The sequence below is a fragment of the Polynucleobacter sp. IMCC 29146 genome, assembly GCF_021395195.1.
In the GTDB taxonomy this organism is placed as follows: domain Bacteria; phylum Pseudomonadota; class Gammaproteobacteria; order Burkholderiales; family Burkholderiaceae; genus Polynucleobacter.
This window is the reverse complement of sequence record NZ_JAJVCR010000019.1, coordinates 1-13,449: the sequence shown is the minus strand read 5'-3', so window position 1 is coordinate 13,449 and position 13,449 is coordinate 1. Positions and strand designations below refer to the sequence as shown.

The window sequence follows — 13,449 nt, the reverse complement described above, 5'->3', positions numbered from 1 at the left end:
AGCCAGCATCGGCCCGTTTTAGGGCATCCATGATCTGACTGTCGGTAAATTTAGAACGTTTCATGCAGAACTCCTCTAATAGAGAAAATTCTACCTCTGAGTTCAGTTAACCTGCGGGGGGATTACCCCCTCAAGCAACTATTTTCAAAGTAATCAAATTTTATCTTCCCTGCCAATTAGATTAAGAATTTGGTATGAAAGGATATTTTCCTATCCAACTATGGTTATAGTTTTTTTTATGGCTTTGATTTTTTGGATTATTAAGTCAAAAAAGAGTGCCTACTTAAAAGCATTTGCGCTATTTTTACCCCTTTTCTTAATTTTTTTGGCTAGTATTCTTTTTGAATCTGGAGAAAATATGCGTTTTAAGTTTTTTATTGAGCCCATCTTGTACATTTTTATATCAATCCAATTTTATGAATCCTTTAATTTACTCAAAAACAGGCTATCTAAATAAATCATTGAAGTGCTCAATGCCTATTTATTTGAAAACTTCAAGGAGGTTCGTGAAATAACAGAAAACTGGATTACGATTTACAACGAAGAAAGACCACACAGTGCTCTTGGCAGAATATCTCCTAGTGACTACGGAGCAAAGGCAGAAAACAACACTTTAGGAATGTCGGCTTGACGGGGGATAGTGCAGAATTACTTAGCAAAAATACTGGATTAGTTTTGATGATCTTATAGGGGTAAAATTAATGTTATGTTGGGTTAGAATTTTAGGAAAAATTTTCTAACCAAAGTTCTAGCAAAACCATTTCTTGAGCGCCGATGACGCCTAAGTTAATTAACTCTTGGTAGCATTGGCGCATATTGTTAGGAATATTTTTCTGACCAGATTCCAGTGAGAGCCCATTTAGCTTTTCCATGATTTGAAGGTTATTGACATAACCTACGATTTCATCAGAAAAATCGTTCATTAGGTTATGGGCGTTGCGCTCTTGTCTTACGGTACTGGTGTGAAAGGCAATTGGCCACTCGCAGGTCCAAGCAATGCGCTGGGCAATATAAGACCGCCAAATATCGGTCATACGAAAACTACAGTAGGAGGGTAGATACAGTAAAAGAAAAGCCTCTTCAAACCATGTCGTGTTTTGGCTGTTAAAGGGGCAGATGGCTCCTTGTCCCAAGGTAATATTTGACGCTGCTGGATCAAAGTTAATCGGCAAGGGCATCGTGAGTCGATAGATAGCATCAACATCGGGGTTTTCATCAGCCAATCCTTGTTGAATTGGGCATGTTATTGGTCTTAGTTCTTTAGTCGTTTGCGGAGGGATGCTTTTGAGTTCTTCTAGAGCAAAGCCACGAGGCCAAATGGCTTGATCAGTAAAGTAGCAATACGCATTCACCCAACCTTGATGGTGAATTGCTTTAGCGGCAAGAGTTCTTGAACGGGGCTGCCAAAATGAATCTAAAGGAATATTGTCATCATCAGTTTCAACAATGATTTTTTTTCCGGCTTCAATGGCTAGTAAGTAGCCTAGATTTTTTCTGCCATAGTGCTTAATGGGAAGCTGCTTTGCTAGCGGAAAGTTCAGATCTAACTGAGCTGGTAAGGAATAGTATGAGCAGCCAGGTAGCTCAAACTGCGCAGGACTTTTAGAGTCTCCAATGACAATAAAAAGCAAATTTCGATTTTTTGCTTGCGCTGCGTATTGCCCAAGAATTGGATGAGTGTCACTGCCGATAGAGGTAATAACAAGAGCAGTATCAGCAAGGTTTTGAGGCATAGGTGTGGAACCTTCAAAAAGAGATTAGAGAATCTTGGGCGACTTAAATTGAAGGCGCAAGACAAAGTAATGCCATAAGACAGCGATTGAATTTAGTACTGCCCCTTGTGACACTCTTGGTGAAGGAGCGCGGTAGTGGATTGGCACCTCTGCAAAGCGTGTTTTGCGAAGCAAATATCGAAGTTCAGTTTGGTAAAAGTGTGCTTTAGATAACAAAGGATAGCCTAGAAATTGCCGCACGATTCTAGAGTGAAATCCTTGGTAGCCCGAGGTGGCGTCATACAAGTGGGTGCCCAAAAGTAAATTGGAAAGAATAGTGCCGGAGCGGGAGAAAAAAGTCCGCTTCCAGGAGGAGTCAAAAATGGAGCCGCCATTCATAAAGCGACTACCAAAAGCACATTCATTTCCCTCGTTTAACACTCTTAAAAACATGGGTAGCGCCCTTGGATCATGAGACATGCCTGCATCCATCTCAATGATAATTTCATGTCCCTGTTTAAGAGCTTCTTGATAGCCCCTGAGATAAGCATCCACCACATTTTTATTTTGAGGTGACCAAATTGTTTTGAATCTGACATCACGCTTTGAAGTTTCCTCGCAAAGCGCTAAGGTGTTGTCCTTTGATACAGTATCTACAATCAGATAAATCGTACCAGAGTTTAGATAATTTAATGTGGCAGTTAAGCTTTCGATAAAGGGCGCAAAATCCCCCCCTTCATTTGCCATCGGGACAATCACTGCGAAATTAGTGAGCATACAGGCTTACTCTTAAATAGATTGCTCTTATTGTAGATCTTTAGTTGATGTGATTTTATTCCAGCCCATTAGGGTTTATTGGGTTTTTGGGGTTACTTCTTAGTGGGGTCACAGGCAAAAAGATGGCTCATTTGAAGTTTGTAGTCCGATAAAAAGAGTTGCCTAGTTTCTGTATGTAATACGTAGCACGCTGGCAATGGGATGAAGCCATCTTGCTTGCGCACTTGGCCATAGAGTAAGAAAGGAATCTTTTCTTTATTCAGATCTTGACCAGGATAGCCCTGATTGCAGGGAAATTTTGCGCGATCAATTTGGATAAGCCAAACGTGAATGGGGGAAGCATATATGCAGTCGGTTTTTATATTGGACTGATCATTTAGCCATGATGCACTTTTGCCCGCTGAAAGGGCGAAATAATCTTTTTCAAACTGTTCTGAAACTGGGGAAAAACGAATCACCTCATTGAGATAAGTATATTGATAGGGATGCAACTTCAGATCATCAACTGCAAAGATAATTGAGCTCATACCTAGTAGCGCAACGCTTAATTTTTTACTAGTAAAAAATAAGTTCGATATTGCGACAATAAATAGTAGAGGAAATATGAAAAGGACATGTCTAAGCTCGTTATATAAGTGCACACGGCTAACAATCAGAAAAACTAAGATGCTCACAGGAGTAATGAATAGCGCCAATACTATTTCAAAGCGAATACCTAGCTGGCTATCGGCTGATTTGATCAGTTTGTATAACAGCAAGGGGGTCAAGGCCAGGCCTAACAGGATGACTAATGGAAGTTTAACCCCGAGCCAAATCAAAATATATTTGAGCAAGAAATCGCGATTGGAGATGATGTTTCCCCCTGTTAGGGTGTCCATTTGAATGGGGTTATGGCTTTGATAAAAAATAGCGTTGAGAAATTCAATCGGGTTATGCCAAAAAATAGGATAGAGCACAAATATGATTGAAAAAAAAGGTAAAAGAAAAAGAAGGCTTGTCGTCAAAAGGCTTCGAATCGACAAATATTGAAAACTCTTTTTGCGGCCTAGATAAATGAAGGCCAATAATCCGAAGACAGCATACTCTATGAAAATCAGGATGCCAGAGATACGAATGGTGAGCAACCAACCGCTACATATCCCCAGAATAAGGATTTTTCTTCTAAAGTTTTTTGGGTTTGTAACGACGAGGTTGCGCTCAAATATGAGTAATAATTGGCATGTGCAAAGTAACCATGCAAATAAAAATGGTATGTCCTTGATATTCATTAAGCTGTGGCCAAGTAAATATGGCCACAGTAAAAAAGCCATTAATCCTAAAAAGGAAATAAGGCGATTATTAGTAATGAAAAATAAGATTCGATTTACTAAGACTCCTGAAAGTATAAAAGTAAAAAATATTGGAATATGCTTGACTAGTAGTTGCTTGCCAAGAATCGTAAATAAATCCGGGTTAAAGCCTATGTAGGATGCGAGGAAAACAAAGGCATGCGTTACCGCATGAAATCCAATCCCATAATATCGATCCTGGTGGCTTAGCAGAATGTTGTAATTGCTCATGTCGCCATGCAGCAGGCCCTTTACGGCATTGGAGTTGAGTAAATAGACATTTAACTCATACTGTTCATCCCAGCCTATTCCCACATCCAATGCTGCCCAAAGACCAAAGAGAATAAAAGTAATCCAAAAGAGGTTTTTGAGCCATGAGGACAATGATAGTGTAGGCATGTCTGATTTTATTTAATAAGGGTCGCAATTTATAGTGATTTTGATTATTGGAGTCAGGGTAAAATTCTGATTTATATATAACGCATTTGGAGCAGTTAATTTAGTTCGCATTATCGGTGAGAGCCACAAACAAACTCTTTATGGATAACTAACAGTAAAGCCCAGCAATACTTTGCCGTCAATCAAGAAAAATTGATCGGCAACCCCACTGATTCAGTTTTGCTCTAAACCCAGTATTGCAAGTTTAACCGGTAGTGAACTGTTCTAGTATATGAAGGCGCTTATCAATGTAGTCGCGAGCAAATACAGATGGTGGTAATTTTTGAGTAGTACGACCAGCTAGTACTACAAATACCGCAACCATAATAAACAGCGCTAACTGAATTAAAATTGCCCCACAAATCAAAAGTGCCATTTTAGTCCACGTGGGAATTGCAATCGATCCAACTCCAAAGTAATAAAAAACCAAAAATACTAACAATACTAGATAAGCCGCAATGATGACTAGTGCCACTAAAAATAAACGCATGAGTAGCACTTCGATAAATACCGAAATTGCACCTAAACCGTGAATAGTAAGTGCCATGAAATTCATATTTGATGCCCCAGCGTAACGCATCCCTCGCTCAGTGGGAACACGCAAAATCGGAATCCGTGAACGTACAATCGCTGCAGCCAAATGATTCCAACTCTCAGGCATATGCACCAGTTTTTTCAATTGAACTTTGGGAATCAAGCAAAAATTACCAAAATCAATTGCCTGCCCTGTCATGAACTTAAAGAACTGTTTGTAGATTGCGTAAAAGAATTTAAAGAGCCTACCTTCGGAGCGCGCCACACGTTGTGCAACAATAATGGCAGTGGGATTTTCAGTATGCGCTGCCAATAATTGCAAAATGTCCTGTGGACGATCTTCACCATCACAATCTAGAACGACTACCACATCGAACTGTGCACGCAGGGTGATGTCGCATAAACCAATTAAAATTGCTCGCTGGTGTCCTACATTACCCACCAAGCTAATTACTTCGACTGCAGCCAGTTTTTTGAGCACAGGAAGTGTGTTTAAGTTGTGTGGCGTTAAAGAGCCATCATCGATCGCTATAACCGTGACTTGGGCCTTTGTCTTTGCAAAAAGGGAATCTAAGTGCCCAAGTAGTATCCCAAACGAGACCCAATCGTTGTATACCGGACAAACCAAAGCAAGTGAGCGCATAAATGTGAAATGGCCATGAAGAAGGATTTATTATAGTTAGGGTTTTGCCAAGCCCCTCAAAAATGCTGATGAACTAGGCTTAGTACATTTATCTTGGCTTGTATTGTGCCCCTGGGGACTAAAAACTCGGATGTTTTTCAACATTAAAGTAAAATTGATTATTGAATTACCCCTCTCCTGGCCGCCCTTGCGCCAAGGTTCTTATATAAAGCTTGATGACAGGCAGACTCTGGGATAAGAGGATGTTATCGTGAATCCCCCTGTGCAGTGAAGAGTAATTCATTAAAAAATCATCAAAATAAGGCAAGCAAACGGTCCACTCTTTTGGTTAGGTGAAATACATCAAAAGGCGTTTCTAAAATTATATTTAAAATATAGTTACTTAATGCAATAAGGCTACTAGCAAATAAACCAATGAAAATTGCAAAAACCAAGTTTATCCGAATACTCCCTGGATAAATGCTATTGGCAATTTAAATATCAGGCGCGATGAAGACGCTTTCAACCCAGTGATCAAAACGGCAGATTTCGAGATGCCTAGGCCAATGCTGGGTTTGCATGTGCAGATTCATAGCATTAATGAAAGTATCGCTTAGTATAGAAGCTTTATGATCAATCAAAAGGTAAGTGGCAATTAATAAAAAATGGCAACCAAATGAACTTAAGTTTAAAAAAATCGCTCAGTTTTTGTGCCCTATTCTTTTTATTTTGCTTTTTAACATCGATTTATTTACCGCTAATAATATATGGCGGTATTATTACCGATGACTGGGGTGATATTGCCCATAATTTAGGATGCACTGGATTTTGGCATTGCTATCAAACCTGGTTTCCTTTATTTTCAAATCGACCGCTAGCCCCTCTTCCCATCACTCTTAGCACTTTTTTATTCGGTACCCATATGATGGGTTATTTGATAGCTAACTCTTTCATTTATTTACTAGCCATTTTCATAACGGCAAAGGTAATCTTAGAGATTAATTCACTTTCAAGCGCAATTATTTTTGCCACCATTGCCGCTATTCCTTGTATTGCAATGCCTTTACTAACTTCTCCCATCAATCAATTAACGGCAACAATTTCGTTCTTATATTGGGCTATATCTCTATATTCACTATTACAATATTGCAAAAAAGAAAATTTTAATTACTATATTGCTTCATATTTATTTTTACTTTTAGGCTTTTTAACCTATGAAGTTATCCTCCCCCTACTAGTCTTGACAATTTTTTTGCCCACCTTAGTACCCAATAAATTACATCAGTTTAAATTGGTCTCATATGCAAGGAAATTTCTTCTTCCTGTGGTCCTTATTATCATCAGCATTATCTTATGGCAAAAAATAATTGCACCGCAATTTATGGCTGTCGACTCACGTTTGAAATTTGATGCTGGCCAAGCTCTAAACAAGCTACATACCTGGTTTCATGTTTTTTATGCTCAACTCCCCAGATTATTTGCTAAATCATTTGGATTCATATCTTCGCTGCATCTGATTAGCTGTGTGTTAGTTACTCTTACTTTTTTATTTTCTGTTGCATTACAGGTCAAAAATAATTTTCATCGTAGGAATAGTCTTTTTTTTGTGATTTGTCTTGGTTGCTTTTTAGCATCCAGTGCAATTTTTATTCTTTCAAATGAATCAGCTGTTTCATGGGGCTATCAAGCCAGAGGACTATCTTCGACCTGGTTTTCTTTAGCATTATTATTAGCAAGCATTAGTACTTTAATAACACTTCAGCGCGCTATTATCAAAGTCATTGGCATGAGTGCTATAGCGGGCATCACATGTCTAAGCACTTTAGTGTTTTTAGTTCAACGAGATAATTATATTGCCTCATGGCAATTACAAAAAATAATTATTGAGGACGCCCTCGGCTTAATCGAAAACTCAACCTTACCTTTTGGATCAGAAATCATTGCAAATGTTCCAAAATTTACCCCTAACAACTTTAATGGCGAGTTAGTATTTAGTCAGTCCTGGGATTTTCCAGCAGCGCTTGCAATATATTCTTATGGACGAGTTGTAGGTGGTACAGTAATCGATTCTCGATCTAACAACTGGAATGGTTTTAAATTCGATGGTAAGGTCGCCTCTATCAATGATGGCTGGAAATCCAGCTCTGCAGACTTATGGTTTTATGACTTTGATCAAAAAACCCAAAAAGGGACTCTTCTAAAGATCGAAGACCATGGGCATTTTATAAAGTAGAATTTAAAAAATTTTTGATTTTGGCGCTCTTATTGATGTAGATATTTTGAAGCGGCTAGCGAGCTCGTTACCTTCAAAGAATAGTATATAAATTAAGCTGTTCAGGCATTAATAGAAGCCTCAGGTGAGAAAAACTCAATCTCAATGTACGCAAACATAGCCCACCTTTCCAGATTTAGCAATGATTCAATGTGGCGAGTTAATCTATATAAAAAACCAGGGGCAGAAAACCTGATAGAAACGCCCCCAGACATCAGATAAGAAAAGGGCATCATAAGATCGATTTTCGTTATTTTTAACTGGGGAAAAGATTCCTTAAATTGAGCAAGATCACGATGAAAGAGGATCCAAGGCAATGATCCATTAGCGCCTGAAAGGGGTCCTGATATTGGAATGGTCCAATCGCCTTTTTTATTAAATGGTTCTGAGTGAAAGTTTTTATAGACAAACTCAGACCAGGGCGTTGGCCAAGGTTCAATCATCAGTATTTTCCCACCAGGGCGTAAACACCTCATAGCTTCAATAAAAAAATCTTTTGGGCAAGGTATGTGGTGCAAAACATCTGTCATCACAATGGCATCTAAAGATCTACTCGGAAAAGGCAGCTGGGTAGCATCTGCCACGAGATCCACATTTTTTACTTCCATTACTTCACTAGTAAAAATTGATGGGATATAGTCTTTTAAAAATCCAGCCCCTGATCCTATCTCCAGTACATTTTTTTGAATCCCCAAGACTTTGAATAATAAGTTTGTACCAATCTTGATAAACCGACTTTAAAAAAGGTTTACTCTGAATGATTTCATGGCGAATTTCTGTAGTGCGAGGATCATCTACAGAGAGCGTTTTTGTGAGAGGGTGCGCAAATAGCGAATTGATTAATCCCATATCAATATTACTAACTACATCACCAAATAATATTTAGGGCTCGGCAGTGGCCATTTCAAGGCCTCCTCTCGACCAATATCAAGGGCAATAAAGTTGGTACCTGGAAAATAAAACCCTAGGCCTACCTGATGGACCATCACACCATAAGGATCTTTTTTATTGATAGCAGCTGCACCGATCAAAGCATTTTTAGCATCCACATAATTACTGGGAACCGTTAGGGACTCCCCTCTTTCGAATTTGATGAATAAAGAGCCATAATTAAACACAATGGCTAAGCCACAAATCATAGCAAAGCTCTTCGACACTATTGCCTTGGTTGATTGAGGTAAGGCTGAAGGTATCTGCGTTATTAAAAATGTACCGCTTAGCAATAATGGTGGCAAATAGTAACGAGGAAAACCATCACCTCCCCAGCCGCTTTGCATAAAGCCAGCCAAAATGCCGAACGATAATACATAAAGAATTAATAAACCAATCTCTTGGTTCAGAAGGGGCTTCCAGTTTTTCCATATGCACCACAAACCCAAAATCAGCATCATAATGCTAGGGGTAAGGATCTGGTAATTGAATCTGAGCGTTTGAAAAAATACCTTCAAATGAGACCCTCGAGAGCTGTGGATATTTTTCATCAAACCAAAGCCAGCCAAATAATCATTTGGGCTAAATAGGTAACAAAACCCCATTCCTGCAAGGCAGCCCGAAATCAAGCCTATCCCAACCAAAAGGTTGAAGGCATTTTGATTTACATCTATAGAAATACCTCGATAGGAAGTAATGGCCCTGTAGGCAAACATTAGGCAATACACCAGTACTACACTCACTAGCAGGGTTAGGGGCCATTCGTTCTTGCACAATGCAATCAAAAAACCCGCTAGAAAGTTCAGTGGTAATTTTGACCATTTTGGAGTAGTTGGCCTAGACCCCAAATAAATGAGTAAGGCAGCATTCGATAACAGTAAAAATCCAAAAGCCCCATCTAATTGCGGCTGAATTGAAGAGCCGATTGACAGATGCGTCGTGGTGAAATAAAACAGCACTAAGAAGGGTAAAAGCGCTCTATAGCCCGATAACCGCAAGGAAACTAAATAACTTATAAAACAGAGTGCTAAAAAACCAATGCTACTCAGAGCGAGGAATATCGATCGCATGAGACTAGATTTAGCATCAAAATCGAGCATAACTAAATTAAAGGGCGCAACTAGTGGCTTAATCACAAACCCCAAGAAACAGTAAGGAACGATATTTCTTCCGGGCCTAGCAAGCGCATCTCCAGTCTGATCAATATGACCAAGCACTAGCAAGCAATTCTGATCAATTTGAGCAGGCAGATCGTCAGTACTTTTTATGGTTGGAGATTGATAACCCGAAACAATCATGGCAAAAATTCCTTCTTCGCCTAAGAGTGGCTGCTGCAAAAAAGGCACACGCAGGGTAATCATCATCAGAAAGGCGGCGCATGCCACAAGGCCCCATTTAATTTTATGAGTAGCGGCCAAGCCTATATTATCTTGTGAATATGCCATTGGATAATTATATTGAAAGAATCAAATTAAAATGGGCTATATTGGTACATAAGCAAATAAGCCACATTAAACTACGAATATGAATCAATTCCAGGCTGAATATCTCCAATATCAAACAGCGCGAAAATCGTTTTGGGATGCTGTCAATCAATCCAATAAAAATAATCAATCAGTATTAAGTAAATATTATCAGCGCTTACTTTCTACAATCTATCAAAATATTATTCCTAAAAACGCACGTATTCTTGAATTAGGCTGCGCAAGTGGCCATCTTTTAAATAGCCTTCATCCTAGTTATGGGGTAGGAATAGATTTTTCTAGTAACGCGATAGATAAAGCCCGTAAACTGCACCCTCACCTCATATTTCAGCTTGGCGATGTTCATGACTTTCAATTAAAGAATGACACCTTTGATTACATCATTATTTCGGATTTAATTAATGATGCATGGAATATACAAGCGATTCTAGAAAATATTCGCCAGTACTGCTCACCTCAGACCAGAATCGTATTTAATTTTTACAGTCACCTATGGAGTACTCCTCTTAAGCTCGCTAGAGCTTTGGGCATAGCGACCCCTAACTTATATCAAAATTGGCTCACCAAACGCGATCTGCAAAATCTACTAGAGCTAACGGGATATGAAAACTTACGGTCTTGGAGTGAAATTATCATTCCAATTCATATCCCATTACTTTCCAAATGGGCCAACCGCTATTTAGCAAAGTTATGGCCATTTTGGCATGTTGATTTAACGAACTTTGTCATTGCACGACCTACTTTGGCGCCGCTAATATCCAATCCCAGTATTTCAGTAGTGATTGCTGCTCGAAACGAGGCAGGGCATATTGAACAACTCATTCATCGGATCCCGAATATGGGCTCCCATACTGAGATTGTGTTTGTTGAAGGCAATTCCTCTGATAACACCTATACCGAAATTGAAGCGGCGATCAAACGCCATTCCCATTTAGACATCAAACTATTTAAACAAGCCGGCAAAGGTAAGGGTGATGCGGTAAGACTAGGTTTTGAGCAATCCTCGGGAGATATTCTGATTATTTTAGATGCCGATATAACCGTCCCGCCAGAGGATCTTCCACGCTTTTACACTGTTTTAGCCAATGGTAAGGCAGAGTTTGTTAATGGCGTCAGATTGGTCTACCCCATGGAAGATAAAGCGATGCGATTTTTAAATCTCATCGGCAATAAATTCTTTTCTATGATGTTTAGCTGGCTTCTTGGTCAATCGATTCGAGATACCTTATGTGGCACTAAAGCATTGTGGAAAAAAGACTACCAACGTATTGCAGCTGGTAGAAGCTATTTTGGGGACTTTGATCCTTTTGGAGATTTTGACTTACTCTTTGGCGCCGCCAAACTAAATCTTAAGATCTTAGAAGTGCCGATCCGCTATCGCGCAAGAGTCTATGGTGAGACCAATATTTCGCGCTGGAGCCATGGACTATTGCTATTAAGGATGGTCGTGTTTGCAGCCAAACGCATTAAATTTACCTAAAAATTTCTCAGTTTCAATAAGCCTATAACCCCTACTGAATGTATCGATTCGATGGCAAGAGAAAATACAGATTTAATTAATCCAAATGCGCCACTCTAGCGACGCCTCCACTAAAAAATTTCCCAACTATGTTTGTTGGGGCTTATTTTTAGTTATCGCTACCGTTGGTTTTTGGGCATGCCAGGACATCGGACTTGGTTGGGATGAAGGCCATGAGCGCCTCACCCTAAACCATAAATTGAAGGCAATTGAAGGCCTGCTTGCAGGAGATACTACAGCATATCAAGCATTACTTGCCTATGGAGATCGCTACTACGGTATTGGCTTTCACTTACCAGCGTTTTTACTTGGCGAGTTATTACAAATCATCATACCAACAGCGGCTAATGGTCCTAAGTTGATATTGGCCCATATTAGTGTATGGCTATGCTTCCTAGGGTCAGGGTATCTTGTCAAATGCGTCTTACAGCGTATTACGCAAAATACGCTTATTGCACATACGGGGATGGCGACCTACCTTCTGTGGCCCTATGTATTAGGTCATGGACTCATGAATATCAAAGATACGCCATTTTTATTTGCATGGCTCTTGTGTACTTATCTTGCCCTTCGCTGTTTTTTTGAGAACGCTAATGCGCATCGATCATCTGGTCACCCTTCCTATAAATCCCTCTTTTTATTGGCGATCGCCACTAGCTGGCTGCTCTCTATTCGCATCTCTGGCATTCTGATTTTTATTGAGTATGGCTGCCTCCTAATTTGCGCATTCGCAGTTCAGTTTGCAAATGGGAAATTTCTCATTACAAGGGAAAATGTCAAAGCTATCCTTGGGAGGCTTTTCTTTTTTGGGTTGATTTGTCTACCCACTTTCATTGCGCTCTATCCAATTAGCTGGCATGACCCACTAGAAATCCTTAATGCGATTTCGTATATGAGCCATCACCCCTGGAGTGGTACTACTCTGACTGCTGGGCGATTTATTGCCCCTGGACAACAAGTCGACTTTTATTTAATGGTTTGGCTACTGGCAAAAACGCCATTGATCATCATTACGGGTATTGCTGCTATCCCCCTGGCTTTTTTTCTACAGTGGCGAGTATCCACGCTAGATCAGCTAACTAATAAAAGCATTCTTGCGCAGTGGATAGGTCTTGTCATCAGCGTAATAGCTATTCTTGCTGCCCTCATTTTGCATCGCGTTGGCCTATATAACGAACTGCGGCAAATCCTATTTTTATTTCCGCTGATCTTTATTGTGGGCATTAGTAGCTTGTATTTCATCAGCAAAAAAGTATGTTTTATTGGCATGCTTTTTTCGAGCGCATTCTTTCTTTGGGATAACTTTACCCTCTATCCCTATAACTACACTTATCTCAATGAAGTAGCTAGATTACGCCCTGCTATCCAGTACTTTGAAGCAGATTATTTTGGATTTTCAGCGGGCAGGTCAGCTAGGTGGATTAACGATCATCCACAAGAGGCATTCAATAAGTGTATTTATGCCTATCCTACCCATCTCATAGCCAATGAACTCAATGATGCCAATAAAAAGTGTCTTATTGATTCTTTAGGTAATGCGTATAACCTAAAACAGGATGTGCCAAGCCTTTTATATATTACTCAGCGCAATCTCATTAACTTTCCCATTCCTGCAGACTGTCGGCTGATTCACAGCGAAGAGCGGAGTCTGCCTATTGCTAAAAATCCACTCATCATGGGAAGATTATTTAGTGGTGGATTCAAACACGAAGTGCAACTTTGAACAACTAAGCCTAGTGGCTAAGGATATCTTAGTATCCATAGCTTCTAGACCAGCAAGTCAAAGTAGCCATGACCTATCAACACCTTAGCCAAGAAGAACGATATCAGATT

At 39.7% G+C, this 13,449-nt stretch carries 10 protein-coding genes; 4 read left to right on the top strand and 6 right to left on the bottom strand.

Annotation, left to right across the window (positions count from 1 at the left end; translation table 11 throughout):
• Window positions 1-466 precede the first annotated feature (466 nt).
• Window positions 467-631 (top strand): integrase core domain-containing protein, encoded by a 165-nt coding sequence (locus LZT22_RS12335; protein WP_370635233.1) that lies wholly within the window; start codon window positions 467-469, stop codon window positions 629-631.
• A gap of 91 nt (window positions 632-722) precedes the next feature.
• Here the strand turns inward: LZT22_RS12335 and LZT22_RS12330 are convergent, their stop codons facing one another.
• From LZT22_RS12330 to LZT22_RS12315, 4 genes are all read right to left on the bottom strand, one after another.
• Window positions 723-1,733 carry an STELLO glycosyltransferase family protein gene (locus LZT22_RS12330; RefSeq protein WP_233925602.1) on the bottom strand — a complete coding sequence of 337 codons (1,011 nt, stop codon included), beginning with the start codon at window positions 1,731-1,733 and terminating at the stop codon, window positions 723-725.
• Between the two features lie 24 nt (window positions 1,734-1,757).
• A complete protein-coding gene (locus LZT22_RS12325; protein ID WP_233925601.1) occupies window positions 1,758-2,459 on the bottom strand; it encodes a glycosyltransferase in 702 nt (233 codons plus the stop codon).
• Window positions 2,460-2,581: 122 nt separating this feature from the next.
• Window positions 2,582-4,216 (bottom strand): hypothetical protein, encoded by a 1,635-nt coding sequence (locus tag LZT22_RS12320; RefSeq protein WP_233925600.1) that lies wholly within the window; start codon window positions 4,214-4,216, stop codon window positions 2,582-2,584.
• Window positions 4,217-4,460: 244 nt separating this feature from the next.
• Window positions 4,461-5,432, bottom strand: a complete 972-nt coding sequence (locus LZT22_RS12315) for a glycosyltransferase (protein ID WP_233925599.1) — start codon at window positions 5,430-5,432, stop codon at window positions 4,461-4,463.
• Window positions 5,433-6,087: 655 nt separating this feature from the next.
• On the opposite strand from LZT22_RS12315, the gene LZT22_RS12310 reads away from it, so the two are divergent.
• A complete protein-coding gene (locus LZT22_RS12310) occupies window positions 6,088-7,644 on the top strand; it encodes a hypothetical protein (RefSeq protein WP_233925598.1) in 1,557 nt (518 codons plus the stop codon).
• A gap of 101 nt (window positions 7,645-7,745) precedes the next feature.
• Here the strand turns inward: LZT22_RS12310 and LZT22_RS12305 are convergent, their stop codons facing one another.
• The gene (locus LZT22_RS12305) at window positions 7,746-8,378 is read right to left on the bottom strand and encodes a class I SAM-dependent methyltransferase (RefSeq protein ID WP_233925597.1); all 633 of its coding nucleotides are present in this window, start codon (window positions 8,376-8,378) and stop codon (window positions 7,746-7,748) included.
• Window positions 8,379-8,546: 168 nt separating this feature from the next.
• Window positions 8,547-10,058: a hypothetical protein gene (locus tag LZT22_RS12300; protein ID WP_233925596.1), complete on the bottom strand. Its 1,512-nt coding sequence runs from the start codon at window positions 10,056-10,058 to the stop codon at window positions 8,547-8,549.
• Between the two features lie 79 nt (window positions 10,059-10,137).
• On the opposite strand from LZT22_RS12300, the gene LZT22_RS12295 reads away from it, so the two are divergent.
• Window positions 10,138-11,577: a glycosyltransferase gene (locus tag LZT22_RS12295; RefSeq protein WP_233925595.1), complete on the top strand. Its 1,440-nt coding sequence runs from the start codon at window positions 10,138-10,140 to the stop codon at window positions 11,575-11,577.
• 85 nt (window positions 11,578-11,662) lie between these two features.
• A complete protein-coding gene (locus LZT22_RS12290; protein WP_233925594.1) occupies window positions 11,663-13,339 on the top strand; it encodes a hypothetical protein in 1,677 nt (558 codons plus the stop codon).
• The last annotated feature ends 110 nt before the right edge of the window (window positions 13,340-13,449 follow it).

Bases quoted from the DNA above. Each gene is read 5' to 3' on its own strand.
- LZT22_RS12330 (WP_233925602.1), bottom strand. From the start codon at position 1,733: ATGCCTCAAAACCTTGCTGATACTGCTCTTGTTATTACCTCTATCGGC.
- LZT22_RS12325 (WP_233925601.1), bottom strand. From the start codon at position 2,459: ATGGCAAATGAAGGGGGGGATTTTGCGCCCTTTATCGAAAGCTTAACT.
- LZT22_RS12320 (WP_233925600.1), bottom strand. From the start codon at position 4,216: ATGCCTACACTATCATTGTCCTCATGGCTCAAAAACCTCTTTTGGATT.
- LZT22_RS12315 (WP_233925599.1), bottom strand. From the start codon at position 5,432: ATGCGCTCACTTGCTTTGGTTTGTCCGGTATACAACGATTGGGTCTCG.
- LZT22_RS12310 (WP_233925598.1), top strand. From the start codon at position 6,088: ATGAACTTAAGTTTAAAAAAATCGCTCAGTTTTTGTGCCCTATTCTTT.
- LZT22_RS12300 (WP_233925596.1), bottom strand. From the start codon at position 10,058: ATGGCATATTCACAAGATAATATAGGCTTGGCCGCTACTCATAAAATT.
- LZT22_RS12295 (WP_233925595.1), top strand. From the start codon at position 10,138: ATGAATCAATTCCAGGCTGAATATCTCCAATATCAAACAGCGCGAAAA.
- LZT22_RS12290 (WP_233925594.1), top strand. From the start codon at position 11,663: ATGCGCCACTCTAGCGACGCCTCCACTAAAAAATTTCCCAACTATGTT.